Source organism: Thermus thalpophilus (assembly GCF_022760915.1).
GTDB lineage: Bacteria > Deinococcota > Deinococci > Deinococcales > Thermaceae > Thermus > Thermus thalpophilus.
In genome coordinates this window covers 1-26,057 of record NZ_JAKTNS010000008.1, presented here as the reverse complement: position 1 = coordinate 26,057, position 26,057 = coordinate 1, and the positions used below count along the sequence as shown (strand labels likewise).

Sequence of the window (26,057 nt, the reverse complement as noted above, 5' to 3'; positions counted from 1 at the left end):
GCTCTGCCTCCTTCCGGGATCCTTGGGGTCCCTACTCCCATCCTCCTCAGGGGGACTTACAAAAACCTTAACCGCCCCCCTCAACGCCGGGCCGGCTGGTCCTTCGGTCCCCCCTGGTCTCCCCTTTCGTCCCCATCCCCCTGGGGCTTCCCCTTGTCCTGGTCCTCCTGCTTCAGGGCCTGTTCCTCCAGCCTCTCCGTGAGTCCCTTCAGCAGGCGCTCCGAGAACCCCAGGGCCACCAGGAGCCCGTAGGCGGCGGGCGGGCTGAGGAGGGGCTTTAGCCCCTTCCCAAGGACCTCTGCCTCCACCAGGGCCCAGAAGACCAGGTACCCCCCCACCGCCCCCAAGGCCCCCAGCACCGGGGCCAGGAAGAGGGGAACCCAGTAGGCCCCGTAGTCGGTGGGAAGCTCTTTCGTGGCCACCACCCGGAAGAGCCGGGAAAGGAGCCCCCCGAGGAAGCCCAGAAGAAGCGCCGTCCCCAGGCTTAGCCCGTTGGGAAGCCCGGGAACGAAGGACCCCAGGGCCACCGCCAGGCCAAGCCCCACCAGGAGGAGCCAGGCCGCCTTGTTGTGCAGGGTGAGGAGCCGGGCGTAGTACGTGTCCCGGGCGTCGTAGAGGGCGGCCAGAAACTCCCCCAGAAGGGCCCTTTGCGCCTTGGGGTCCGGTTTTGGGCAACACTTGGGGTCCGGTTTTGGGCAACAAGGGGAGCTCGGTCCCACTTGGCCGGAATCCTTGGTGTCCGGGGAGGACGGAAGCGTCCCTGCAGGGAGCACCTGATAGGAGGTCCCGTTCCGGGACGGGGGCCCTGGTTGCGCGTCCTGACCCATCCCCAGGGCGCATCTCAGCCGTCCCTCCCAAAACGCCCTTTCTCCCTTGGGGAAAACCCCGAGCTCCCCCAGGCCCCGCACGAGGCGGGCCCTCACCTCCTCGTCCCCCATCAGGGCCGCCGCCCGTCGCTCGGCCCGGTGCATCAGGGCCCAGGCGGCCATCTCCCGCTTGCCGTTCCAGAGGAGGAGAGAAAGCAGGGCTCCAACCCGGCCCAAGAGACCCCGCCCTTCCAGGAGATCCCGGACCTTTTGGAGGCACTCTCTGATGTCCTCCCGGGCGTCCCGCTTCTCCTGATCCCCTTCCTGCCTCTGACCCTCTTCCCGCCCCTCCACGTGCTCCGCCCGGAGCCCCAGGAGCTGGGCCCGGGCCAAGGCCCGGGAGGGGCAGGCGATGAGGTAGGTGCGGGCGAGGAGGAAGAGGAGGAGGTAGCCCAGGGCGAGTAGAGAAAGGGGAAGCCCCGGGGCTCCCCCGGGAGGGGCAGGCTCCTGGAGGAGGTCCTGGGCCAAGGCCAGGCTAGCGCAGGCGGACCACCAGGCCGCGGTCATCGGTACCCTGCCCATAGGCGTACACCCGCCCTTCGGCGTCCTTGAAGACAGAGCCTAAAGCATTGCTCCCCTCCAGGTTCAGGGCGTAGGGCCCCTCCGTGCCCCCGGGGTAAGCCCGCAAGCGGTTCCCCTCGGTGTAGGTGAGGCGCACCAGCCCCTCCGGGAAGCCCGGCAGGAAGAGGAGGAGCCGCTTGTCCCCGCCCGGCACCTGCACCACCCCGCCGTCCTCCTTGCGCAGGGCATCGGCACCGGTAAAGGAGGCGTAGAGGAGGTCCGGGCCCAGGTCAAAGCTCCGAGGGGCGTACCAGAAGGCGGGGGCAGGAGGCGCCGCCGGAGACAATATAAACCGCCCCAGGGCGTTCCAGGAGGAGTCGCAATCCCTGCTCCAGGTGGGCTCTCCGCCGGCCCCCTGGCGGAAAGGCCTGTTGAGCCAGTCCCGGGCGAAGGTGGCCCCGTCCAGGCGCAGGAAGCCCACGCAACGGGTGGTGGCGACGAAGGAGGGTGTGGTGAAGAACCCCACCTCAAAGGCGGCGTAGACCTTGCCCCCCTCCAGGCGCAGGGCGGGGGTGGAGGAGAAGTTGTAAATGCTGTAGTCGTCCCCCGGGCCGGTGCAGCCGTTCGGCGAGGTGATCTCCTGCAGGTCCCCCGGGGTGGGGTCGTGCTGGGCCTGGAGGGTCAGGCTAGAAGCTCCCAGCGCGTACTTGGCGAAGCGCACCCGGAGGATGGGCCGGGTGGTAGCCCCGCAGGGGGCCTGGACCCAACGGGAGCCCCCCAAGTAGAGGAGGCTCCCCTCCACCGCCAGGGCCGTCACCGTGGTGAACTCGGGGAGGTCGTACTGGGCCAGAAGCCCCCCATCCCGCAAGACGGCTACTTTGCCGGTGCCGCGGGCTTGGGCGAAGTCAAGGTCGGCATCCCCGCCCACGTACACGCTGCCGTCCGCGGCCACGAAGACCTCCCGCGGGTAAAAATTGAGCTGAGCGCTCCAGGCCAGGGCCCCGGTCTCGGGGCTGAGGCAGTAGACCGTTTTAACCGAGTACCCGCAGGCCAGGCCGCCCCCGGCGGAGAGCTCCACAACCGGTCTGCTGGGGTCCAGGGAGGTCGCCCAGAGGGGGCGGAAGCGCTGGAGGAGGAGCTCCGGGCTCTGGGCGAGCACCCGGTCCCCCGCCACGAGCCTGGCCCGCACCCCCTTGCCCAGCTCGTCCAGGCCCACCGGGAGCTCCAGACCCGGCAGGGTGGCGGTGATCTGGCCCCCTTGCACCTGCACCTGCCCCGCCTCCTGCCAGGGGCCCCAGTCCCCGCCCTTGGGCCGGTAGCTCACCTGGAGTTTGAGGGGAGCCGAGGGAGTCCCCTCCAGGGTACCGGTGAAGGCGATGGGGCCGTCCTGCCCGTCGGGCCCCGCGGCCTGCACCAGGGGGGACCAGTCCAGGGTGGCCTGCAGGGGGGCGGTCACGGTCAGGGTGAGGTCCGCCTCCCGGGTGAGGCTCCCCGAGGTGCCCCGCACCTTGAGGCGGTAGGTGCCCGTAGGGGTGGAGGCGGAGGCGGAGAGGGTGAGGGTCTGGTTCACGGGGCTAGACCCGGTGACCTGCACGCTCTGGGGGGAGAGGGAAAGCCCCTGGGGCACCCCGTCTTGGCCCGCCACCAGGGAGAGGGAGACCGTCCCCGTGAAGCCGTTCTGGGGGGTGAGGGTCAGGGCGGTCTGGGCGCTGTCCCCCTGCTGGACGGAGAGGCTGGTGGGGTTCAGAGAGAGGGCGAAGGAGGGGGGTGGGTTCACCGTGAGGGTGAGGTCCCGCTCCGCCGTCTTGTCCCCGTAGGTGGCCCGGAGCTTCAGGGCGTGGGGTCCGGTGGGGGCGTTCCCCGCCACCTGGAGCTGGAGGGTCTCCTGGGCCTGGCCCCCCTTGGGGACGTTGAGGCTCTTGCTGGCAGGGGACAGGGTGAGCCAGGAGGGCTCCTGGCCGTCCTTGGTGACGCTCAAGGACACCGTCCCCTGGAAGCCGTTCTGGGAGGTGAAGGTGAGGGTGAGGGTGACGCTCTGCCCCTGGACCACGCTGGGGCTATTTGGGCTCACCCCGGAGAGGGTGAGGTCCTGGGGGGGCGCCCCCCCGCCGCAGGCCGCGAGGAGGAGGGCGAGGCCTGCCAAGGGCCAAAGCCGCTTGATTCCAACCATCGCTGTCTCCTTTCCGGGACCCCTGGGGTCCCTACCTCCATCCTCCTCAGGGGGGCTTACAAAAACCTTAACGGGGGAGGGGGGCCACGCCCCCTCTCCCCTGACCCGAAAAAGGTGACCTCAGGCCCTGGGGTCCAGGATCACCTTCACCGCCTGGCCCGAGGCGAGGAGGCCGAAGGCCTCCCGGTAGCGGCTCAAGGGGAGGCGGTGGGTGATGAGGGGGCTTAGGTCCACCCTACCCGAGTAGACCAAGGCGGTGCCCTGCATCCAGGTCTGCCAGAGCCTCCGCCCGGCGATGCCGAAGGCGGTGATCCCCCGCATCACGAGCTCCCCGGCGAGGTCAAAGCGGATGGGATCCGAAGGGATCCCCAAGATCCTCGCCTCCCCCCCGGGGATGAGGGCCTTGAGGCCCTGGTGGATGGCGGCCTCGTTCCCAGAAAACTCCAAAAGCACCTCCACCCCGCTTCCCGTCACCCGGCGCACCACCTCCAGGAGGTCCTCCTCCAAGGGGTTCACCAGCCGGTCGGCGTAGGGCCTGGCGAAGGCCAGGCGGTAGGGGTTGGGGTCGGAGACCAAAATGGGCCCCGCCCCGCTCGCCCGGGCCACCATAGCCGCCATGAGGCCGATGGGCCCCGCCCCGGTGATGAGGACGCTCTTCCCCGAGACCCCGCTTCCGGCATACACCGTGTGCACAGCGTTGCCGAAGGGCTCCAGGATGGCCGCCACCTCAAAGGGAAGGTCCTTGGGGTTCACCCAGGCGTTCTCCGCCGGCACCACCACGTACTCGGCGAACCCCCCGTCCCGGTCCACCCCCAGGATCTCCGTGTTCAGGCAGACGTGGTAGTTGCCCGTGCGGCAGGCGGGGCAGGCGTGGCAGACGATGTGGCTTTCCAGGCTCACGTGGTCCCCCACCTGGGGCCGCTTCACCCCGGGACCCACCGCCTCCACCACGCCGCTGAACTCGTGCCCGGTGATGAGGGGAGGCCGGACCCTGCCCCGGGACCAGGCGTCCCACCTCCAGATGTGGAGGTCGGTGCCGCAGATGCTGGCGGCCTCCACCCGCACCAGGATCTCCCCAGGCCCCGGCTCGGGGCGGGAGCGTTCCACTAGGGTTAGGCCCTCTTCGGGGGCCAGCTTGGCCAAAGCGCGCATACCGGGGCCATGCTACCACCGGTAAAGGGCGCCCACGCTGAAGCGGGTGGTGTCGGCGGCCTCGAGGCTCACGCTCACGCCCAAAGCCTCGGTGAAGTCGTAGCCCAGGGCGAAGGCGAAGCGGGAAAGCCGCCCGTCCCCCGCCTGGAAGGAGGAGGAAATCCCCAGGGTGAGCCCGTCGCGGCGGTACTGGGCGGAAAGGGTCTGCGCCCCCCGCAGGTCCACCTCGTAGCCCAAGAAGAGCTCGGGGCTCAGGTACTTGCCGATGGAAAAGCGGGTTTCCTCCAAGGACCCGCCCTGGAAGAGGGGGGTCTGGACCTGGAACCGGTCCAGCCCCAGGCTGCGGGCCAGCTCCCGCTCCAGCTGCCCCAGCACCAGGTTTTCCAAGGCGGCCCCCAGGGCCACCTGGGGCAGGGTTTCCGTAAGCCCCGCCAGGTCCGGGGTGCCCAAGGTCAACAGGGCGTAGATCTCGGGTTCGCTCAAGGGGGGCTCCGAGGCGAAGCTGGGCTCTAGGCGCACCTTTACCCGGCCATTTTCCCTTAAGAACTCCCCGGTGGCGGCGAGGAACACCTTGTACCCCCGCACCTGGGCCTCCGCCTTCAGGGAAAACTCCGGAAGGATGCCCCGGTCGGGGCGGAAGCGGAGGAAGCTTTGCGCCGGGTCCAGGGAAAACACAGAGTCCCAGAGGCGGAAGTTCCCCCACAAGGCCCCCACCTCCCCCGCCAGGTAAGGGTCTTGGTATGTCCCCCCCAGGTAGACCTCCCCCTTAAGCTCCCCCTGAACCAGGCTTTCCTGCACCAGGATGCCCCGCTCGGCCTGAAGCCTCACCCCCTCAAAGACCAAGGGTATCGGAGCGGGCTTGGCCCCCACCTCCACCCCTTCCCGGGAAAGCTCCCGGGCCCGGGCCTCGGGGAGGGCCAGGCGGGCCCGGAGGACCTCGGCGTTTCCCGTGAGGTGGTAGGTGCCCTTCTCCTCGTAAAGGAAGAAGCTCTTCACGTCCAGGAGGCCTTCTTGCAGGTAGTACTGCGGGTAGTAAAGGGGAAGCCGCCCGTAGCCCGCCAGGCGCAAGGGGAAAAGGGTGCCTTGGGCCTGAGCCTCACCCAGGCGGACCTCCACCAGGCTTGCGGGGTAGCGGAAGACCACCTCCGCCGGGGTGGCCTCCTTGAGCCCGGGGAGGGAAACCTCCCCCTTGGCGCTCACCCGGAAGTCCTCCAAGCGGCCCTCGAGGCCAAGCCTGGCCCGCCCCGGGAAAGGCGCCGTGAGGGTGAGCTCCCCTTCCGCCTTCGCCCCCCCGTCCAAGGAGAGGAGGCCCTCGGGCAAGTACCCCGCCACCGGGCCGAGCCGAAAGCGGAAGTCCTTAAAGCCCACCTGAAAGCCCTCTCCCGTGAGGCGCAGGCTCAGGCTCCCCGAACCCTCGGGCCGGTAGGGCTTCAGGGCGGGCACCACCTGGAGCACGGGGGTGAAGACCGTGTCCTTCAGGTACAGGTAAAGGTCGCTTCCCTCGGGGCTCCAGTACCCCCCGCCCTCCCAGACACCCCGACCCGCCAGGCGCAGGTGGTCCACCTCCACCCGCCCCCGGCTCAAGCGGAAGGCCGCCTGCCCCTTAAGCTCATCCCCCCCGCCCCGGAAGACCAGGCTTTCCCCCACCAAAACCCCTTCCCCCCGCCAGGGGTTGGCCAGGGGCACTCTTAGGCGCACCGCCCCCGTCCAGTAGGCCTCCCCCTCCAAGGGCCCCGCCACCGCCGCCAAGAGGAGGTGGAGGGGGAAGCCCCGGGGGCTTGCCACGAGGTCCAGCCTTCCCCCCTCCAAGGCTACCTGGAAGGGGGTTTCCCCCAGGCGCCCCTCCCCGGCGAAACCCGCCCCTCCAAGGCGCCCCTTTAGGCCTAACGGAAGGCGCGTCCCCGCCACCTCCACCGCCCCCGAAACCGCCCCTTCCGCCCCGCCTCCCCTCAAGGCCAGGCTTCCGGAAACCCGTCCCCTGAGGTAGGGGGCGTAGCGGCCCAGGAAGTTCTCGAGGGCCGCCTCCTTCAGGGTGAGGTCCAAGGCCAGGGGGAGGAGGGTCCCCTTGGCCTCCACCCGGCCCACACCCCCCGTCAACGCCCCTTCCACCCTGTACCCCTCTCCCAAAACCCGGCCCTGGAAGCGGCTTTCCAAGGGGGTAAGGGGAAGGTCCACCCTGAGTTCCCCCTTGGGCGGGTAGGCCAGGGTTCCCTCCAGGTAGGGCCCCGTGGCGGTGAGCTCGGCGGAAAGGAGGCGGCCCTCTAGGCGCACCGCCTGCTCCCCCGCCCGGTAGTCCAGGCGGTAGGCCCCGTCCAGTCCCACCTCCCCCATGAGGCGCCCCGCCCCCGCCGCCCACCATGGCCATGCGGGGTGTTCCCCTTCCACCCCCACCTTGGCCCCTTCCCCCTGGAGGCGAAGGGCCACGCCCCCCACCTCCAGGGCCAGGCTCCCCGAAACCTTGCCCTCGGCGTAGCGCAAGGCGCCCGTGCCCTGAGGGCTCGTGAGGGTTAGGGCGAGGCTTTCCAAGTCCAGCTCCCCCTCCAGGGGAAGCCCCGCCCCCGGCACCCGGTAGGCCAAGAGGACCTTCCTACCTTCCCCCCGGGCGGCCAAGCCGCCTGGGACGAGGCCCCGGAGAAGGGTAGCCTCTCCCTGGGCTTCCCGCGCCAAAAGGTCCAGATGGAGGCCCCCCAGGGCCAGCTCAGGCCAGACCAGGGCCACCTCCTCCCCCAGGACCTCCCCCCGAAGCCGGGGAAGCCCTTCCCCCTCCAGGGCAAGCCGCCCCTCGCGGAAGGCCACCTCCCCCCGCCAGGCCCCATCCCAGGCCACCTCCCCCTCGAGGTCCCCCTTGAGGGAAAGGCGCAAGGCCCCTTCCCCGTACACCCCCTCCGCCTCCGCTTCCCGGCCCAAGGCAGCGAGGCGAAGCTTTAGGGCCACCCGCCGCCAGGGGCCTCCCATCTCCCCCGAGAGGCGCACGGGGCCGTAGGCAAAGTCCGAAAGGGCTAGGGCAACCCCCTCGAGCCCCACCTCCCCCTTCACCCCTTCCCCCTGGAGGGCCACCCGGAAGCCCGAAAGGCCCTCCAGGGCAAGGTCCACCTCCCCATAGGCGTACCGCCCCGATAGCCACTTCCCGGGGTAGGTGCCCTCGGCCTCGAGGACGCCAAGCCCCCGGGGCAAGGGGCCCCGGTAGTGGTAGGCCAGGCGGAAGGGCACAAGGTCCAGCCTCGCCGTGAGGGGAAGCCCCTCCCCCACGAGGTCAAACCCCCCCTCCCGCCCCAAAAGCCGCGCCCGGCCGTAGGGGCTTTCCACCACCCCCTCCCCAGCCCACACCCCCAGGTAGCCCTCCTCCGCCCGGTAGCGGTAAGCCCCCCGGAAGGAAAAGTTCCGGTAGCCCAGCGCCAAGGCCAGATCGCCCTCGAGGCCCGCGCACGCCCCCAAGGGCCGGGGCAGGCAGAAGGTGCCCTCCCCCTGCCCCCTAACCGCCCCCTCTCCCCGAAGGGCAAGCCGCCCCGCCCCCAGGTCCACCTCCGCTAAAAGGGCCCCATCGGAAAGGGGATAGCGGGCCCGAAGAAGCCCCGAGAGCCCTTTCCCGTACCGCACCTCCCCCACCACCTTGGGCCCCTGGAAGCGGAGGGAAAGCCCCTCCGCCCCGTACGCCCCGCGGAAGGCCTCCCCATAGGCCTCCCCCCGGAACTCCGCCCGCAAGGGGGAAAGCCAAAGCCGCCCCCCCGCCTCCCCCTCCGGCCGGAGGAGCCGGAAGGCCAAGGGCCCTTGCCAAGGGCCCTCCCCCTCCGCCTGGAGCCGGGTGGGGAGGCCAAAGGGGGTTAGGTCCAGGTCGGCCTTCAGGGAAAGCCTCCCCCCTTCCAGGCGGAGCCTTAGGCCTGGGGCCTCGGCATAGACCCCAAGCCCCAACAGGGAAATCCCCTCCTGGGCGAAGCGGAAGGGCAGCGCCGCTCCCTCCCCCGCCAAAACCCCCTCCCCCGCAAGCCGGGGCGCAAGGAGGGTGCCCCCAAGCCGGGCCTGGGCGGCAAGGCGCGCCTTCCCCACCCCCAGGGCGTAGCGGGCATCCCCGGAAAGCCCAAGCCCCGAAACCTCCCCCTCCGCCTGCAGGCTTCCGGGAAGCTCCTCCCCCTGGAGGCGGAAGCGCAAGGCGCCCTCCCCTTGGGCGAGGAGGGCAAGGCCCCTCCCGGAGGCCCGGAGCCACCCCACGTACCCTTCCTTCCCGTAGCGCAGATCCGCCTCCAGGGAAAAGCCCGCCACCTCGCCCCTTCCCCGGGCGAAGAGGCTCAGCCCCTCCCCGTAGGCCACCCCCAGGGCTAAGGGGGCCTGCCAGCGGGCCTCCACCTTCCCCCCTTCCCCCATAAGCCGCACGGGACCTTCCTGGGTCAGGTACTGGAGGCTCCTTAGCGAGCCCTCCCCCCAGTACCTCGCCCCCTCCCAGAAAAGGGCCACTTCCCCTTCGGCGTACGGGGAGGCGTGGCGCACCCTTCCTTCCCCCTTAAGCCCCAGGAGGTCCAAGGTGGCCTTTAGGTCCGTCTCCCCCAGGGCCTCCCCCCGGTAAACCCCCCGCACCTCTAGGGCGCTGTAGGGGCCCTTAAGGCTCACCTCCAGGCCCCGCTGGCGGAAGGAAGCCTCCACCCCCTCTCGGTCCAGCCTCCCCCCGCCCTCCAGGTCCCCGAGGCCCCGAAGCGCCCCCGCCCGGGCCTCCCAGGCGAGGCCCACCCCCCGCCGGGGAAGCCACAGGCTAAGCTCCCCGTCCCGGTAGGCCAGGGCCAAGGGCTCTTCCCCATAGGCCAAGCGCGCCTCCGCCCTCCCCCTTCCCTCCAGGTCCACCTCCCCCTCCACCCGCCCCGCCAGGGCCACGCCCAGGGCCTGCGCCAAGGGGGCCACCTCCTTTAGGGCTAGCCGCAACCGCTCCCCCTCCCAGGCCACCTCCCCCCCGGCGTAGCGCAGGGCGAGGGCAAGGCCCTCCCCGTACCGCCCCTCCCAGGTGAAGGGAAGCCCGGCGAAGCGCCCTTCCCCCTGCAGGCGCAGGCGAAGCCCTTCCCCTTGGAAGCTTCCCCGCACCTCTCCCTCCCGCCCCAGAACGCGGAAGGGCAGGGCCAGGCTTCCCCGGTAGGCGAGGCCCTCCCCCACCAGGCGCACGGGGCCCTCGAGGGCGTAGCGCAAAGCCCCTTCCCGCCACACCCGGCCCCGGAAGGGCAAGGGGTCCAGGTAGGGAAGCCTTGCCTCCCCCAAGACCTCCAGGGCCAAGGCCTCCCAAGGGCCCTCCCCCCTGGCCTCCCCCAGGACCTCCACCCCGCCTTGGCGGTAGTGGGCCTTTAGGGTAAGGCGGTAGCCCGAGGGGGAAACTTCCCCTTCGCCCTCCAGATAGGGCCCAAGGAGGCGCACCTTCGCCTGAAGGAGCGCTTCCCCCTGCAAAAGGGCCTCCCCGTAAGGGCTTTCCAGGCGGAGCCTCCCCCCTTGGGCGCCCCAGGTGCCCGTGGCCCGGAGGGGAAGGCCCCAAGGGGAGAGGTCCAACCCCTCCGCCTGCATGAGGAGGCGAAGCCCCCCTTCGTACCCGCCCAGGAGCCTAAGCCCCGGGGCTCTCCCAGAGAGGCGAAAGCCCGCCCCCCGCCCCGAGAGGCTCAGGCTAAGCCCCCCCTTGGGGAAGAAGGCCTCCCCCCGGTAGGCCAGGGCCAGGAGGTCCACCTGCCCCCCTAGCCTCCCCTCCCCCAAAAAGGGCGCCTCCCCTTGGCCCCAAAGGCGCACCGCCCGCCAGGGGCCTTTCCCCTCCAGGGTCCCGTAGGGGGTGGCGAGGCGCACCGCGCCCCCTTCCAAGTCCCCCTCGGCCCAAAGCCGGCCCTCCACTTCCCGGTAGCGGAAGGGAAGGTCCAGGCGGAAGGGGTAGCGCCCCCCAAGCCCAACCTCCCCCACCCCCGCCACCCGGAGGGCCCCCCGGTCCAGGGTGAAGGCGAGGGGCGGAAGGCGAAGCCCCTCGGGCAGGGGGGGCGCAAGCCTTCCCTTTAGCCGGGGCTCAGGGTAGACCTCCCCTTCCCCCTCCACATAGCCCCCAAGGCGGAGGAAAAGCCGCTTCCCCGCCCCCACAAGCCTCCCCTCCACCCCGTAGGGGGTCTTCACCTCGGCGAAGCCGGCAAAGCCCCCGTCGTAGGCCAGGTCCGCCCGCAGGGCCAAGGGGCCTAGGGCCGCCTCCCCCTTAAGGCGCAGGGCCTTTCGGTAGGCCAGGGTGAGGTCCCCAGCCTTCAGCCTCAGGCCCGGCCCCGGGTCGTACGCCCCGGCGAAGGGAAGCTCCCCTAAGGGCGTCTTCAGCCTGCCGGCAAGCTCCACCCCCAGCCGGCGCAAGGAGGCCTCCGCCTCGAGGTAGCGCCCCTCGGCCCGAAGCCTTCCCCCCAAGGCCCCTTCCCGGTAGAAGGCCTCGCCATAGAGGCGCACCTCGTCCAGGGCCCGCACGGGCAGGCCAAGGAGGCGGAGGGCCAAGACCCCCTTTCGGTACGTCCCCTCCCCGTAGGGGCTTTGGAAGCGGAAGCCGGAGGCCTCCTGCACCACCGCCACGGGGAAGGCGGCGTAGGGGGAGGCGTAGCGGAGCGCGGCGGAAAGCCTCCCCCCCCGCAGGCGGCCTTCCCCCTCCAGGCTCCCCACGGCCAAGGGGGTGGGGGAAAGGAGCAGAGCGAGGTCGCCCCAGGTCCCGGAAAGGGCCAAGGGCCCAAGCCGCCCGTAGACCCGCCCCCCCTCCCCCCGCACCTCCCCGGAGAGGTCCAAGGGGGCGAAAAGGGGAAGCGCCACGCTGGGGCTTCGCACCTCCGCCCGGTAGCGGCCCCCCTCCAACAGGAAGGCCACCTCCGCCTTCCCCTCCAGGGGCTTGGGCCAGGCCGCAACCCCGCTTCCCTCCAACCGCTTCCCCTCCCCCTTCAGGACGAGCCGGCTCCCCAAGGTATCGGTGAAGGCCGCCCGGTAGCCGCCTCCCTCCAGGGCGAAACCCAGGCGGTAGGCCCGGTCAAAAAGCCGCCCCTCCGCCTCCGCCGCCAGGGAGAAGACCCGGTTAAACCCAAGCCGCCCCCGGTGGCGGAAGGGCTCCCCCAAAAACCGCCCCTCCCCCTGGAACGCGCCCGTGAGCTTAAGCGCCGCCCAGCCTTCCCCCGCCAGGGTGAGGACCCCATCCCCCTCCACGGGCAGGGAAAGGCCGAAGTGCCGGGCCAAGGCGGCAAGCCTGGGCCTGCCCACCACCCGGAAGCGGTAGCGCTCCCCCTTGAGGTCCACCTCCGCCTCCGCCTGGAGGGGCCCCTCGAGGCCCACACCCTCTAGGCGCGCCGTCACTCGCTCACCCTGTAGGCGGATGGGACCTTCCACCCGGGTGAGGGAGAAGCCCACGAGCTCCACCACCCCTCCCACCACCTGCGCTTCCCCCTCCATCCCCCCGGGGCCGAGCCGAAGGACCCCCGAAACCCTCCCCCCCTTAAGCCCGGGGTAGAAGAAGGAAAGCCCGGAAACCTCCCCCCCATAGCGCACCTCCCAGGCGGAAAGGTCCGCCGCCAAGGCCCGCGCCTCCCCCTGGAAGCTCCCCCCGGGAAGCCTCGCCAGGAAGCGGTAAGGGTTTTCCCCCGTGAGGGTGAGGCGCAAGGGGGGGAGGAAAAGCCTTTTCCCCCGGGGAAGCTCCACCTCGGCATCCCGAAGGACCAGGCTCCGGAAGACCACCTTAAGCGCGGGCGGGGGGCCTGGCTTCCCCGGGACCAAGGCTTCCCAGGTGGGCTTGAGCCGGGCCCCCTTTAGCGTGAGGCTTAGGGGAAGCTCCCGGCGCAAAAGCCCGAGGAGCTCGTAGCGGATGGCCACCTCCTCCGCCTCCAAAAAGAGCCCCTCCCCCTGAAGCCGCACCCCCCGCAGGGTGAGGCTCAAAAGAAGGTGCCCCCGCACCTCCCCCACCTGCCCCGAAAACCCCGCCAGGGCCAGGCCCCGGAGCACCGCCCCCTTCAGAAGGGGCGGCCAGGCGAGGAGGGCAAGGAGGGCCAGGAGGAAGAGAAGGAGGAAAGGCCCCCGCCGCATCTACCTAAGCATAGGGAAAGGATATGAAAGCCGCGTGGCAGGGCGGGTTAAAATGCCCTCATGCCGCGCCTGGTGGCCTTGGTGAAGGGAAGGGTGCAAGGGGTGGGGTATAGGGCCTTCGCCCAGAAGAAGGCCCTGGAACTGGGGCTTTCCGGCTACGCCGAAAACCTCCCGGACGGCCGGGTGGAGGTGGTGGCGGAAGGCCCCGAGGAGGACCTTAAAGCCTTCTTGCACCACCTCAAGCAAGGCCCCCGCCTCGCCCGGGTGGACGAGGTGGAGGTGCAGTGGGCCGAGGAAACCGGGCTAAAGGGGTTTTACGTGTACTGAGCCCAGGCCTGGGGCTTGGCCCCGGCGCGGAGGAGGGCCTCGGCCAAGGCCCCCTTGAGCTCGGGAAGCCCCGCGCCCTTTAAGGCGGAAACCGGAACCCCGCCCAGCCGCTCCCGCAGGTAGTAGACGTCGTAAGGGGCGGCCCGGTCCGCCTTGGAAAGGGCCAGGACCCGGGGGGCCTCCACGCCGAGCTCCTGGAGGAGGGCCTCCACCACCCGGTGCCGCTCCAAGGCCCCCTCCTCGGAAGCGTCCAGGACGTGGACCAAGAGGTCCGCCTCCCGCACCTCCTCGAGGGTGGCCCGGAAGGCGGTGAGGAGTTCCTCCGGCATCTTCCGGATGAAGCCCACGGTGTCGGTGAAAAGCACCTCCCCCACCCCCGGCAAGAAGCCCCGGCGGGTGAGGGGCCTCAGGGTGGCGAAGAGCTTGTCCTCCCCCGGCTCCCCGCCCCGGGCCAGGGCCTGGAGGAGGGTGGTTTTGCCGGCGTTGGTGTACCCCACCACGGCGATGAGGGGCACCCCCCGGCGCTTCCTTTGCCTCCGCGCCTCCTCCCGCCTTTTGGCGTACTCCTCCAGCTTGCGGCTTAGGTGGGCGATGCGCTCCTGAAGCCGCCTCCGGTCCACCTCCAGCTTGGTTTCGCCGGGGCCCCGGGTGCCGATGCCACCCCCAAGGCGGCTAAGTTCCTTCCCCTTCCCCACCAGGCGGGGGAGGAGGTACTTGAGCTGGGCCAGCTCCACCTGGGCCTGGGCCTCCGGGGTCTTGGCGTGCAGGGCGAAGATGTCCAGGATGAGCTGGGTGCGGTCCAGGACCTTAAGCCCCGTGGCCCGCTCTATCTCCCGGGCCTGGGCGGGGGAAAGCTCCAGGCCGAAGATGAGGGTGGAGGCGTTTTCGTGGTAGGCGAGGCTTTTTAGCTCCTCCAGCTTGCCGAGGCCCACCAGGTACCGGGGGTCCAGGCTCTTGCGGAAGACGAGGAGGCGCTTCACCGGCACCCCCCCGGCGGTGCGGGTGAGCTCGGCGAGCTCCTTGAGGGCGGCCTCCGCCTCTGGGCCTTCCCCCAGGTCCACCCCCACCAGGATGGCCCTTTCCCCGCTCCCGTCCTGGAGTTCCCGCACCCGGGCCTGCCGGGCCAGCTCCTCCTCCAGGGCCTCCACCTCCTTGCGGTGGTCCAGGTCCAGGTACTGGAAGTAGGGCCTGGGGGGCAGGATGCGCCAGTCCTCCTCCAGGGCCTTGGGCGGGGAGAGGAAGGCCAGGTGGAGCGTGGTGGGCCTCCCGTCCGCCACCTCGAGGGCGGCCAGGCTGTCCAGGCGGTGCAGGAAGAGCACGGAAAGGTCGGGCCGGGAAAGCCCCCCGGGGGAAAGGTGGGTGTGGAGGAGGCGGAAGCCGGAAAGCCTGCGCTCCGCCCTCGCCCCCTCGGGGATGGGAAGCTCCTTGGCGTCCCCCACCCCCACCCGCACCACCCGGCCCTCCCGGTCCAAGAGCAGGCTCAAGGGCCTTCCCACCTCCGCGGAGAGCTGGGCCAGGGCCTGGGCCAGCTCGGGGGTGATGACCCGCTCCGGGGGCACCCGGCGGCGGTAGAGGTTGGAAAGCTTCTTTAGCTCGCTCTTCTTGAGCCCTTCCGTCCTGCCGAAGATCTTCTCCAATGCCCCTCTAGTATAGCAAAACCTGGCCCTTCGGGCGTAGAGTGGGGCCCGTGCGCTGGCTCTGGCTCGCCCTCTTCCTCCTCCCCGCCTTCGCCCAAGGGGGCTACGCCTGGATCGTGGTCCTGGGGGCGGCCCAGTACGGGGGCAGGCCCTCCCCCGCCCTGGAGCGCCGCCTTCAGGCCGCCCTCGCCCTCTACCAGAAGGGCCTCGCCCCCCGGATCGCCGTGGCCGGGGGAAAGGCCCCGGGGGACGCCTGGACCGAGGGGGAGGTGGGATGCCGCTACCTGGCCCGGCGAGGGGTGCCGCGGGAGGCCCTCCTCTGCGAAACGCTAAGCCAAAACACCTACGAGAACCTCCTTTTCTTAAAGCCCCACCTCCAGGGCCCCATCCTCCTCGTCACCGACGCCCCCCACCTCCCCCGGGCCCTCTTCCTGGCCCGGCTCCTGGGGCTGGAGGCGGGGGGCTACCCCGTCCCCGGGCCCTACCCCTTGAGCTACTGGGTGCGGGAAGCCCTTTACCGCCTTTGGCTCTACCTGGGCCTAAGGCCCCTCCCCGGCGGGCTTAAGCCCCCTCCTCCAAGCGCTTCAAGGACTCCAGGTAGCCCTCCAAAAGCCCCCTGAACTGGGCCAGGAAAAGGGCCTTCTCCTGCCTAGCCCGCTCAATCTCCCCGCGGATGCGCTTAAGCTCCTCCGCCGCTTCCCGCACAACCTGCTCCTTGGCCGCCTGGGCCTCCTTGCGGATGAGCTCCGCCTCCTTCTCCGCCTGGGCCTTGAGCTCGCGGGCGATCTTCTCCGCCGCCACCACCGCCCGCCTCAGCTCCCCTTCCGCCTCCTTAAGCCGGAGGGCCTCCTCCTCCAGGGAGCGCACCTTTTCCCTCAGGGCCTCGTTCTCCTGGATGAGGGCCTCCATCACCTCCGCCACCCGGGCCAAGTAGCCCCGCACCGCCTCCTTCCGGTAGCCGCGAAGCCCCGTGGGGAACTCTTGGTAGCGCACGTCCAAAGGGGTTAGGTCCATGTGCCCTCAGTCTACAAAAAGGGCCCGCCCGATCCGCACCAGGGTGGCCCCCTCCTCCACCGCCCACTCGTAATCGTCGGACATGCCCATGGAGCGTTCACGAAGGCCGTAGCGGTCGGCGAGCTCCGAAAGCCTCTTGAAGATGGGGCGGACCACCCCTTCAGGGCCCACGGGGGGCACGGTCATGAGGCCCAGGACCTCGAGGTGCCCCATCTCCCGCACCCGGGCGAGGAGTTCCGGGAGCTCCTCCTCCAAAACCCCGTGCTTCTGCGGCTCCCGGCCCAGGTTCACCTCCACCAGCACCCGAAGCCTTAGCCCCGCCTTGGCCCCCACCCCCTCGAGGGCCTCGGCCAGGCGCAGGGAGTCCAGGGAGTGGATGAGGGCGAAGCGGGGGGCGAACTTGGCCTTGTTGCGCTGCAGGTGGCCCACCAGGTGCCACTCCGCCCTTAGGGCCTCCATCTTCTTCAAGGCCTCCTGCACCCGGCTCTCCCCCAAGGGGAAGTCCCCGTAGCAGAGGACCTTCTCCCGGATCTCCTCCGGGGTGCGCCCCTTGGTCACCGCCACCAGGCGCACCTCTCCTGGGTTCCGCCCCGCCCTTTGGCAGGCGGCGGCGATGCGCTCCAGGACCTCGGGAAGCCCCATTAGAGCGCCGCCAAAATGCCCCGCACGTAGCGGCGGAAGATGGGCCCCGTCTCCGCCGCCACCCTCAAGACCTCCTCCTCCGTGGCGTGGTGCTCCCGCTCGGGCACCGCCATGTCCGTGATGGTGGAAAGGCCCAACACCCTAGCCCCCAGGTGCCTCAGGGCGATCACCTCGGGCACCGTGGACATGCCGATGGCGTCCGCCCCGAGCTCCCGGAGCATCCTAAGCTCCGCCCGGCTGGCGAAGCTCGGCCCCATGAACCAGGCGTAGACCCCCTCAAAGAGGTGGAGGTCCTGCTTGCGGGCCACCTTGCGGGCCAGGGCGATGAGCTCAGGGTCGTAGGCCTCAAACATCACGGGGAAGCGGGGGCCCAGGCGCTCGTCGTTCGGGCCCCTTAGGGGGTTGGCCCCGGCGAAGTTGATGTAGTCCAGGTGGAGCATGATGCCCCCGGCGCGGAAGCGGGGGTTTAGCCCCCCAGCGGCGGAGGTGAGGAGGAAGGTCTTGGCCCCGAGGAAGTAGCCCACCCGCACGGGGAAGACCACCTCGCTGGCGCTATAGCCCTCGTAGTAGTGGACCCGGCCTTGGTAGACCAGGACCTTTTTGCCCTCGAGGTGCCCAAGCACGAGCCGCCCGGCGTGCCCGGGGGCGGTAGAAAGGGGGAAGTGGGGGATCTCGCCGTAGGGGACCTCCGCCACCTTCTCCACCTCCTCCGCCAAGGGCCCAAGCCCCGAGCCCAGCACCACCCCCACCTCGGGGGTAAAGTCCGTCTTGGACTGGATGTAGCGAACCGCCTCCTGGATCTGCTCGTAGACCCCCATGACCGCCATTCTACTCTCACCGCCCCTTCACCGCCTTCCGGTATGCTCTTCGCCATGAAGCGGCTTTTCGCCTTAGCCCTCTTGGGGCTTCTCGCCCTGGCCGCCCCCCTTAAGGACGTGGTGGTGGAAGGGGGCGACCCCGTCCTCCAGGCCCTGGCCCGGGCCGCTTTGCCCTTCGGCGCGGGGGACGAGCCGGGAGACCTGGAGGAGGCCAAGAAGGCCATCCTGGCCACGGGCTACTTCCAAAGGGTGGAGGTGCGCCTGGAAGGGGACGTGCTAAAGGTCCTCCTCACCCCCTACCCCCCCATCCAAGAGGTCAAGGTGGAGGGGAAGGCCTTTCCCCAAGAAAGCCTCCTCCGCTTCCTGGAGCAGAACTTCGCCATCGGCAAGGAGGCCACCTTTAACCCCCTGAGGGCCCAGGAGGCGGCCAAGGCCCTGGCGGAGGCCTACCGGCAAAACGGCTTCCCCTTCACCCCTAAGGTCCAGGTGGAAACCAAGGAGCAAGGGGGCGGCATCCTTCTCACCTTCCGGGTGGAGGAAAGCCCCGAGGTGAAGGAGGTGCGCCTGGAAGGGGTTTCCCTCCTGCCCGAAGCCGAGCTCCTCAAGCTCTTGGAACCCCTCAAGGGGCCCTTTGACTTCGCCAAGTACCAGGAAGCCCTAAAGAGCATCGCCCAGCGCTACGAGCGGGCGGGCTACCGCTTTAGCGGGCCCGACCCTCAGGCGAGCCGCCTAGAAGACGGGGTCCTCACCGTGCGGGTGCGGGAGCTCAAGGTGGCCCGGGTGGAAGGGGAAGGGCTGGACCTCACGGGCTTCCCCCTAAAGCCCGGGGACTACCTGAACTACAACGCCCTTCTGGAAGGGGTACAGGCCCTTTCCAAGAAGCTTTCCCGGGTGGTGAACTTCAACCTGGTGCCCGAGGGGGATGAGGTGGTGGTGCAGCTCGCCCCGGGCCCCGAGGGCGGGGTGATAGAGAAGGTGGAGCTCAAGGGGAACACCGCCTTCCCCACGGAAACCCTCCTCGCCCTCCTCCGCCTCAAACCGGGGGAGGTCTACACCCCCGCCTTGGCCCAGGAGGACGCCCGGCGCATCGCCAGCTTCTACCAGGAAAAGGGCTACGAGGTGGCGGACGTGCGCTACCGCTTCCAGGAGGGCACCTTCCAGCTGGAGGTCCTGGAGCTCAAGATCGGGGGCTACCGCCTGGAGTGGCAGGGGGACCACCGCACCCGGGAGGAGGTGATCCTCAGGGAGCTCCCCGAGCCGGGAAGCCTCTTCTCCGTCCAGGCCCTGCGCCAAGGCATCGCCCGCCTCATGGCCACGGGGCTCCTCGCCGAGCCGCCCGGGGTGCGCCTTCTGCCTGGGGGAAAGGAAGACGAGGTCATCGTAGCCCTCTCCCTAAAGGAGGCCCGCACCGGGCTCTTCCAACCCGCCATCGGCTGGAGCTCCTTGGAAGGCTGGTCGGGAAGCCTGAGCTTCAAGGAAACCAACCTCTTCGGCCTGGCCCACCAGGCCTCGGTGGACCTGGCCTTCCTGCAAAACGAGGCCAAGGACAACCTTTCCTTCTCCGCCAGCTACAGCGTGCCCTGGCTCTACCTGGACTACCTGGACCTCAAGCGGGTGCGCACCGGCTTTTCCCTAAGCCTCTTCTCCACCCCGGTGGGCAACAACAAGCTCCTAGACGGGACCACGGACACCGGCTGGGAGTACACCGAAAGGCGCACGGGCCTCGCCTTCAGCCTCTCCCGTCCCTTCTCCGCCGAGCTCGCCAACCTTCGCCTCTCCTTGGGCCTTTCCGGGCGGCGCTCCACCTACGCCCTGGAAATCTACGACCCCTACGCCCCCTGCGACCCCAGCGTGAGCAACCCCGCTGACCCCAAGTACTGCGACGGCACTGGCTACAAGAACGTGGGTTTGGCCCAGTCCCTCCTCCCCACCCCCGGCTGGACCTTCCGCCTGGACACGGGCCTCGCCTACCTGGACGTGGACGACCCCCGCTTCCGCACCCGGGGGTACGAGGCGAGCCTGGCCACGGGCCTCGGCCTTTCCCTCCCCGACACCGGGGGGCGGAGCTTCTTCGTGCCCCTGGTGGCCACGGGCAAGACCTACTTTGGCCTGGACCAGGAGGGGCGGCAGGCCCTGGCCTTCCGCCTCTCGGCGGGCACCCTCCTGGGCTTCCCCCCGGAAAGCGAGCGCTTCTACCTCTCGGGGGGCGGGGCCGAGGCCTTCCTCCTGCGCGGCTACGACGACCGCAAGTACGGGGGGCTTTCCTTCGCCACCTCCAGTCTGGAGTACCGCTACAACTTCAACCTCTCCCCCCAGGGGGGCACCAACCTTTACGGCATCCTCTTCGCCGACCTGGGGGTAGCGGACAACACCGCCGGGCCCAAATGGGGGGTGGGGATCGGCTTCCAGCTGGACCTGGACGTCTTGGGGGCCCTCCTCCCCTCCTTGCGGCTGGACTACGCCTTCAGCCCGGAGAAGCCCACGGGCATCCTCCACTTCCGCATCGGGCCCATGTTCTAAGCTGGTCTTAAGGCCCATGAAGGCTTACCTGGGTCTTTACACGGCGAGGCTGGAAACCCCCGCCCGGAGCCTAAAGGAGAAGCGGGCCCTCATCAAGCCGGCCCTGGAGCGGCTCAAGGCCCGCTTCCCCGTCTCCGCCGCCCGGCTTTACGGCTTGGACGCCTGGGGGTACGAGGTGGTGGGGTTCAGCCTCTTGGGGAACGACCCCGCCTGGGTGGAGCAAACCCTGCGGGAGGCCGCCCGCTTCCTGGCGCAAAACGGGGCCTTCCAGGTGGCCCTCGAGGAGTTCCGCCTCGAGGCCTTTGAGCTGGACGGCCTCCTCTAAACGAGCTCCAGGGCGAAGGCCACCGACCCCCCGGTGCCGTGGCAGATGGCGGCGAGGCCCCTTTCCTCCCCCTTTACCCTGAGGGCGTTCAGGAGGGTGACCAGGATCCTGGCCCCGCTCGCCCCGATGGGGTGGCCTAAGGCCACCGCCCCCCCGAAGACGTTAAGCCGTTCGTAGGGCACCTTGAGGAGGCGGCTGAAGAGGACGTTGTTCAGGGCGAAGGCCTCGTTGTTCTCAAAGAGGCCAAAGTCCTCCACCCGCATCCCCAACCGGTCCAGAAGCCGCTTGGCCGCGGGGATGGGAGCCTCGGGGAAGCGCCAGGGCTCCCCGGCGGCCCACGCCCCCCCCAGGACCTTGGCGATGGGCTTAAGGCCGTGGGCCTTCACCGCCTCCTCCGAGGCGAGGAGGACCGCCGCCGCCCCGTCGGAGATCTGGCTGCTGTTCCCGGCGGTGAGGACCCCGTCCTTGCGGAAGGCGGGCTTTAGGGCCGCCAAGGACTCCAGGGTGGTCTCGGGCCGGATGCCCTCGTCCTTGTCCACTACCAGCGTCCCCTTCTTCCCCGGAAACTCCATGGGGGCGATTTCCCAGGCGAAAAAGCCCCTCTCCGTGGCCTCGGCGGCCCGCCGGTGGGAGAGGTAGGCGGCCTCGTCCATCTCCGCCCGGCCCACCCCGTAGTCCTGGGCCAGGCGCTCCGCCTGCTCCCCCATGGCCTCCCCGGTGAAGGGGTCGGAAAGCCCGTCCCTAAGGAGGATGTCCTGGAGGCTTTCCGGCGCGCCCAGGAGGAACTTGTACCCCCACCTGGCCCGGTGGGAGAGGTAAAACCCCGCCTGGCTCATGGACTCCATCCCCCCCGCCAGGACCAGGTGGGCTTCCCCGGTGCGGATAAACTGCACCGCGTTCAGCGCCGCCATCATCCCCGAGGCGCAGACCATGTCCACCTGGTAGCCGTCCACCTCCTTGGGGATGCCCGCCTTGAGGGCCGCCTGGCGGGGTAGGAGTTGCCCGTGCCCCGCCCTCAGGACGTTCCCAAAGACGTAAAGGTCCAGGTCCTTCCCCTCCACCCCGGCCCGCTCCAGGGCCGCCTTCATGGCGTGGGCCCCGAGCTCCGCCGGGCTTAGGTCCTTGAGCGCCCCCCCGAACTTGCCGATGGGGGTGCGGGCGGCGGAAACGAGGTAAACCGGCTTCATGGGCCCATGATACCAGGACCAAACGCCCCCGCTAACCCCATCCTCCCCGCTATACTGCTAGGCAAATGGGCAAGGGGGGTCTTAGCCTGCTGGAGCTCCTGGGGGTTCTTGCGGTCTTGGCGGTGCTCCTCGCCTTGGGCCTGCCCTGGCTCTCGCCAAACGGCCTGGCCCTGGACCAGGCGGCCCAGACCCTGGCGGCCCAGGTCACCCGGGCCCGCCTGGAAGCCATCCGCCGCAACGCCTTCGTGGGGCTGGATGTCCTCCGCCAGGGTGCCGGGGGGTACCTCCTCTTTGTGGACGAAAACGGGAACCGCCGCCCCGACCCCGGCGAAGCCTTCCAGGAGGTGCGCTTTGGCGAAGGGCCCTGGGCCAGGGTGCGCCTGGACCTCGCCCAAAGCCACCTGGGCAACCTTCCCCTCCTCTTTGACCCCCGGGGCACCCCCTATGGGCTCACCACCGCCACCTTTGCCCTCTCCTCGGGGAGCGCCAGCCGCAAGGTGGTGGTAAGCCAGCAGGGCCGAGCCCGGGTGGAGTGACCCCCCTTTTGGGGGATGTGCCAAGCGTAACCCCAGCATACCCTGGGAAGCGGATGAGAACGCCAAGCGGCCTGGCCCTTATTGAGCTTGTTATCGTGGTGGCGATCCTGGGCATCCTCTTCGCCCTGGGAACGGGGTACCTGCGCTCCGACCGCATCGCCGTGAACCAAGCGGCCCAGACCCTGGCGGCCCAAGTCACCCGGGCCCGCCTGGAAGCCATCCGCCGCAACGCCTTCGTGGGGCTGGCGTTCAACGCCGCCGGGGCCGGGAGCTACCGCCTATTCGTGGACGAAAACCGCAACGGAAGCTACGACGGCGGGGAAACGGTGATCCAAAGCGTCACCTTCGGCCAAGGGGACTGGGGGCGGGTGCGGCTTCAGAGCGTTTCCGGAGCCAGCACCTTGGTGTTTGACCCCCGGGGCATCCCGCACGACCTCAATGCCACCTCGGTGACCCTGAGCAACTGGGCGGGCACCTACAGCAAGCAGGTGCAGGTTACTCCGCAAGGGAGGGCAAGCGTCCAATGAGAGGGAAAGGGCTTACCATCGTGGAGGTACTCATCGCCTTGGCCATCTTGGGCGTGGCCTTTGGCGCGCTTCTCCTGAACCAGCTTTCCAGCCTGCGCACTTCCACCCGCATGCGCCTGGTAACGGAGATCAAGTCCACCCTAAGCCAGGTCCTCGAGGCCCAGGCCGCCAGCATCGTGGCCAAAAACGGGGCCAGCGTGGCCCCCTTCAACTTCTACGACTACTACTGGGGCTGCCCCTCCCCGGTGGCCAACGCCCAAAGCATCGTGGGCCGGCCCCTTAACAGCGTGGCCTGCACCGGCTCCACCACCCTTGGCCGGGTGCGGGTGGCGTGGACCATCTCGGGGGAAGGGGGTATCCCGGGCGAAGGGGTGATCCTCCTCCAAGCCGCCGCCTCCATCCCCTCCCTCGCCAACTCCCCCCGCGTCACCCTCGTTAAGCGGGTTTCCTGCTACGACGTCTACCCCTCCCCCACGAAGGACGCCCCCGCTCCTTGCCCCACACCCACCGCTAGCGGAGGAGGCCGTCCATGAAACGGCATGGCTTTACCCTGCTGGAACTGCTCCTCGCCACCGCCATCCTGGTGGTCCTGGGGGCGTTGGTGGCCCGGGCCCTCTTGGACCAAGCGGACCTGGCCCGCCGCACCCAGGCCCGCAATGAGGTGCAGGACCGGGCCCGCATGGTCCTAGAGCTGGTGAAGCAGGACCTTCTGCTGGCCGGAAGCAGCCGTTACGTGTCCTTCAACAGCGGCGCCTCCTTTATCCCTGTGGTTTCCACGGCAGCCTGGAGCGGCCAGGCGTGCTCCGCCAGCAACCCCTGCCTCCAGGCCGATGCTGCCAACGCCACCGCCGTGCGCGACCGCTTCAGCGTCCGCTACGTGACCAGCCTGCGCCCCAGCAGCGCCGCCTGCCGCAAGGTGGCGTACAGCTTTAGCGGCACCACCCTCCAGCGCTCCGACGTGGCCTGCGGCAGTAGCGACAGCCCCCAGCCCCTCGCCGACAACATCCTCGCCCTGAATGTGGTCTTTGAATGCGCCAACGGCACCACAGCGCACGGGGGCACCCCCCTTTGCAGCGGCAGCTACCCTCGGGCGGCCAAGGTGACCGTGGTGGCCTCCTCCCTCCGCCAAGCCCCGGGCAACCCTCCCGAGGCCACCAGCTTCACCGTGGAAACCGCAAGCGGCAACTCCACCATATCCTGCCCCCCAGGCTACATCTGCTACGCCCTCACCGAGCGGGTGGAGCTTCCCAGCCTAAAGGACCAGTAAGGAGGAACCATGCACCGCAAAGGAATCGCCCTCGTAGCCACCCTGGCCGTCTTGGTGGTGCTCGCCATCCTGGCCTTCGGCACCTTCTTCACCACCCAGCTGGAAATATGGACCACGCGGAACGATGTGACCGCCAACCAGGCCTACGCCGCGGCCCATGCGGGCATCCAGAAGTACAAGACCGCGGCCTTCCAAGCCTTCCGCTACTACTTGGCCAACCCCTCCCTGTACGCCACGGGCCTGGCCGCCTACTCCCAGTGCGGCAACCTCCTTTCCATCGGGCTAGACCTCAACCGGGACGGGGACGTAAACGACCCGGAAGACCTGCCCGTGGGTGGCCAGAAGACGGAAACCGTGCCCTTCCCCGATGGCACCACGGGTACCTACACCATCTCCTTGGGCATTAACGGCAAGTACCTGGTCCTGCGTTCCGTGGGCACCTACCGGGGCGCCCAGGCCACCGTGACCGCCGTGGCCGAGGTGGCTTCCGCCGGCCTCTTCTCCAACGCTGTGGCCGCCGGCTACACCGGGGGCGCCGCCGGCCCCAGCATCGCCGGAAACGCCTCCATCTGGGGGGGGATTTACATCAACGCCAGCGGGACCAGCGTCAACGACTTTGTGCTGGGCTCGGCTGGGGATGTGGAGGTCCATAACTTTTACACCCGAAGCCAACTGGCCGACTTCTTCGGAAACCAGTGGAGCGAAACGCAAATCAGCCAGTTCCTCAAGCTCCAGGCCATGGAGCAACGGGACATGTGCGCCGCCATCCGGGTTACCGGCGGGAAGATCAAGCTCTGGGGGAACACCACCATCGGCGACCAAAGCCTGCCCCAGGGGCTGAGCAGCGACGGCGGATGGAACCGGCTGGTGGACGGGATTTACGTGGGGAGTGGGACCACGGGGGGTCAAAATTGCAACAACTATTCCAACAACTCCCCAGACGTCTGCGTTGGGGGCAACGCGACCCTCTACACCCAACGGGGGATCAACGCCTTTGACCTGCAAAACCCCCCCAGCATCCCGCGCCTGGACGGACCCTGCACCACCCCGGGCAAGACCTGGCGGGAATGCCTGCGGGAAAGCGCGGCAAACAGCGGCTTAGTGGTTCAAAAACAGGGTTCAACCCTGACCCTTGACCCTAGCGTAACGTGCAACCTCACCACCCTCCTCTCCGGCAACACGCTCACCTTTGGGCAAACGCCCATCGCCTGTCTCACGGCCACAAACCCCCCTCGAGGCTTCATCTACACCTACGATCCAGCCACCCGCAAAGGCCAGCTCCAGGTGTACGGCGTGGTGAACTTCCGGGGCCTGAACGTGGTCTTCGCCGAGGACGTGGAGGTGCGCTACACCAATAAGGCCACCTTGTTCGTGGAAAAGCTGAACAACCAGGGAGGCAACGTCACCCTGGACGGGCACCTGCTCCCGGGGAACAGCTTCCCTGACCAAGATGTGCTGGGCATCATCGCCGAGGAAAACCTCACCATCACCGGCGACACCCAGAACATCACCGGCTCCCCCCAGCGCCAGGTGGTCATCGGCCTCTTCTATGCCGGCAACACCCTCAACGCCGGCGTGAACGCCACCGTGTTCGGCACGGCCATAGGGAAGCAGGTCTGCGTCAACAACTGCAACCCAGGGGGCGGAAGCGCCCGCTTCATCCAGGTGCCTGGCCTCGAGTTCAACCTTCCTCCCGGGTTTAGCCTCATCCCCAACGCCACCAGCGCCACCTTCAGCCAGCTCACCTACGAGCGCCGCTAGCTTTCACAGCGTTTTCACAGGTGAGGCGCAGGCTAAGGATGGGCCCCAAGGTGGGACCCCTTGACAAACCCACGGGGCCCAGGTAAGAGTGGAAGCCAAGGGGGTGAGAAACTGGTTAAAGATACGGGTCGGTGATGGTTGGTTCACGTAAGGCAGGCTTTTCGGCAACAGGCACTCATGGCCGCGCGATACATGAAGGCGCGGAAAGGCTGAAGGAGAAAAAAGCATGCGGAACGCAAAAGGCTTTACCCTGATTGAGCTCCTAATCGTCATCGCCATCATCGGCATCCTGGCCGCGGTGCTGGTGCCCAACCTGCTCCAGGCCCGGCGGACGGCCCAGGTTCGCGCTGAGCAAGCTTACGCCCAAAATGTCTACAAGGTTGCCAATGCTTACATCGCTGAAAACCCCAACGTGACGAGTATACCTACTGACTGTAATGGGGCTAGCGGTTACTCTGCGGACTCCTATTCCACGGGCAGCAAACCTAGTACCATCACAAGTTGCTCCGTGAGCTTTGACAGCACCACCCAATCCGTCAAGGTCACTTGGAGCGGCGCCGCTGGGAACAGCCTGACGGTCGGCCAGTAACAATCCATAGGCGTCGTTCCGCCAAGCAAAGGGGGAGCTAACCCCTTTGCTTTTGATTACTTCAGAGACAGGCCTTCTTGTGGGAAAAGACGCAGAAAAAGTCTGGGTCCGACATTCCGCACCCCTCTCCCTTGGCCTTAGGATTTTGGGATGGAAACCACACCCAACCTACAGGTGTACGACC

Annotated in this window: 19 protein-coding genes; 10 read left to right on the top strand and 9 right to left on the bottom strand. The window is 69.0% G+C overall.

The annotated features are described in order from the left end of the window. Positions 1 to 80 precede the first annotated feature (80 nt). From L0D17_RS04420 to L0D17_RS04405, 4 genes are all read right to left on the bottom strand, one after another. Entirely contained in the window at positions 81 to 1,373 is a 1,293-nt protein-coding gene (locus L0D17_RS04420; protein WP_243094051.1) for a hypothetical protein, read from the bottom strand. Continuing rightward, the gene (locus L0D17_RS04415) at positions 1,342 to 3,537 is read right to left on the bottom strand and encodes a COG1470 family protein (RefSeq protein WP_243094048.1); all 2,196 of its coding nucleotides are present in this window, start codon (positions 3,535 to 3,537) and stop codon (positions 1,342 to 1,344) included. Before L0D17_RS04415 ends, L0D17_RS04420 begins: the two co-directional genes overlap by 32 nt. 120 nt (positions 3,538 to 3,657) lie before the next feature. Next, a complete protein-coding gene (gene tdh, locus L0D17_RS04410; RefSeq protein WP_243094047.1) occupies positions 3,658 to 4,689 on the bottom strand; it encodes an L-threonine 3-dehydrogenase in 1,032 nt (343 codons plus the stop codon). Positions 4,690 to 4,701: 12 nt separating this feature from the next. After that, positions 4,702 to 12,723 carry a translocation/assembly module TamB domain-containing protein gene (locus L0D17_RS04405; protein ID WP_243094045.1) on the bottom strand — a complete coding sequence of 2,674 codons (8,022 nt, stop codon included), beginning with the start codon at positions 12,721 to 12,723 and terminating at the stop codon, positions 4,702 to 4,704. Positions 12,724 to 12,783: 60 nt separating this feature from the next. Between L0D17_RS04405 and L0D17_RS04400 the strand changes: the two genes are divergently transcribed. Beyond that, positions 12,784 to 13,050 carry an acylphosphatase gene (locus tag L0D17_RS04400; protein WP_039456087.1) on the top strand — a complete coding sequence of 89 codons (267 nt, stop codon included), beginning with the start codon at positions 12,784 to 12,786 and terminating at the stop codon, positions 13,048 to 13,050. On the opposite strand, the gene hflX is transcribed toward L0D17_RS04400, so the two are convergent. After that, a complete protein-coding gene (gene hflX / locus L0D17_RS04395) occupies positions 13,038 to 14,687 on the bottom strand; it encodes a GTPase HflX (RefSeq protein WP_243094043.1) in 1,650 nt (549 codons plus the stop codon). The two genes, L0D17_RS04400 and hflX, sit on opposite strands and share 13 nt — an antisense overlap. Before the next feature lie 41 nt (positions 14,688 to 14,728). Between hflX and L0D17_RS04390 the strand changes: the two genes are divergently transcribed. Further along, positions 14,729 to 15,307, top strand: coding sequence for a YdcF family protein (locus L0D17_RS04390; RefSeq protein WP_370532205.1), 579 nt, complete (start codon positions 14,729 to 14,731; stop codon positions 15,305 to 15,307). On the opposite strand, the gene L0D17_RS04385 is transcribed toward L0D17_RS04390, so the two are convergent. Genes L0D17_RS04385 through L0D17_RS04375 form a run of 3 tightly spaced genes read right to left on the bottom strand, consistent with a single transcriptional unit; the run spans position 15,249 to position 17,161 of the window. Continuing rightward, positions 15,249 to 15,701 (bottom strand): DivIVA domain-containing protein, encoded by a 453-nt coding sequence (locus tag L0D17_RS04385; RefSeq protein WP_243094038.1) that lies wholly within the window; start codon positions 15,699 to 15,701, stop codon positions 15,249 to 15,251. The two genes, L0D17_RS04390 and L0D17_RS04385, sit on opposite strands and share 59 nt — an antisense overlap. 6 nt (positions 15,702 to 15,707) lie before the next feature. Beyond that, the gene (locus L0D17_RS04380; protein WP_243094037.1) at positions 15,708 to 16,343 is read right to left on the bottom strand and encodes a YggS family pyridoxal phosphate-dependent enzyme; all 636 of its coding nucleotides are present in this window, start codon (positions 16,341 to 16,343) and stop codon (positions 15,708 to 15,710) included. Further along, positions 16,343 to 17,161, bottom strand: coding sequence for a purine-nucleoside phosphorylase (locus tag L0D17_RS04375; RefSeq protein ID WP_039456257.1), 819 nt, complete (start codon positions 17,159 to 17,161; stop codon positions 16,343 to 16,345). Before L0D17_RS04375 ends, L0D17_RS04380 begins: the two co-directional genes overlap by 1 nt. Before the next feature lie 54 nt (positions 17,162 to 17,215). Here L0D17_RS04375 and L0D17_RS04370 point away from each other — a divergent pair, with 54 nt between their 5' ends. Continuing rightward, positions 17,216 to 19,681 carry a BamA/OMP85 family outer membrane protein gene (locus L0D17_RS04370; protein WP_243094034.1) on the top strand — a complete coding sequence of 822 codons (2,466 nt, stop codon included), beginning with the start codon at positions 17,216 to 17,218 and terminating at the stop codon, positions 19,679 to 19,681. Between the two features lie 16 nt (positions 19,682 to 19,697). Next, the gene (locus L0D17_RS04365) at positions 19,698 to 20,006 is read left to right on the top strand and encodes a DUF503 domain-containing protein (RefSeq protein ID WP_039456077.1); all 309 of its coding nucleotides are present in this window, start codon (positions 19,698 to 19,700) and stop codon (positions 20,004 to 20,006) included. Here the strand turns inward: L0D17_RS04365 and L0D17_RS04360 are convergent. Continuing rightward, a complete protein-coding gene (locus L0D17_RS04360; RefSeq protein ID WP_243094032.1) occupies positions 20,003 to 21,193 on the bottom strand; it encodes a thiolase family protein in 1,191 nt (396 codons plus the stop codon). The genes L0D17_RS04365 and L0D17_RS04360 overlap by 4 nt on opposite strands. 65 nt (positions 21,194 to 21,258) lie before the next feature. Here L0D17_RS04360 and L0D17_RS04355 point away from each other — a divergent pair, with 65 nt between their 5' ends. The 6 genes from L0D17_RS04355 (at position 21,259) to L0D17_RS13525 (ending at position 25,873) form a co-directional block, all read left to right on the top strand. Beyond that, on the top strand, positions 21,259 to 21,729 hold the full coding sequence (locus L0D17_RS04355) for a GspH/FimT family protein (protein ID WP_243094024.1): 471 nt from the start codon (positions 21,259 to 21,261) through the stop codon (positions 21,727 to 21,729). 53 nt (positions 21,730 to 21,782) lie between these two features. Further along, positions 21,783 to 22,256 carry a GspH/FimT family pseudopilin gene (locus L0D17_RS04350; protein ID WP_243094023.1) on the top strand — a complete coding sequence of 158 codons (474 nt, stop codon included), beginning with the start codon at positions 21,783 to 21,785 and terminating at the stop codon, positions 22,254 to 22,256. After that, positions 22,253 to 22,789, top strand: a complete 537-nt coding sequence (locus L0D17_RS04345) for a type II secretion system protein (RefSeq protein ID WP_279231542.1) — start codon at positions 22,253 to 22,255, stop codon at positions 22,787 to 22,789. Before L0D17_RS04350 ends, L0D17_RS04345 begins: the two co-directional genes overlap by 4 nt. Continuing rightward, on the top strand, positions 22,786 to 23,523 hold the full coding sequence (locus L0D17_RS04340) for a prepilin-type N-terminal cleavage/methylation domain-containing protein (protein WP_243094021.1): 738 nt from the start codon (positions 22,786 to 22,788) through the stop codon (positions 23,521 to 23,523). Before L0D17_RS04345 ends, L0D17_RS04340 begins: the two co-directional genes overlap by 4 nt. Before the next feature lie 9 nt (positions 23,524 to 23,532). Continuing rightward, positions 23,533 to 25,284 (top strand): hypothetical protein, encoded by a 1,752-nt coding sequence (locus tag L0D17_RS04335; RefSeq protein ID WP_243094020.1) that lies wholly within the window; start codon positions 23,533 to 23,535, stop codon positions 25,282 to 25,284. A 226-nt stretch (positions 25,285 to 25,510) separates the two neighbouring features. Beyond that, on the top strand, positions 25,511 to 25,873 hold the full coding sequence (locus L0D17_RS13525) for a type II secretion system protein (protein WP_279231541.1): 363 nt from the start codon (positions 25,511 to 25,513) through the stop codon (positions 25,871 to 25,873). The last annotated feature ends 184 nt before the right edge of the window (positions 25,874 to 26,057 follow it).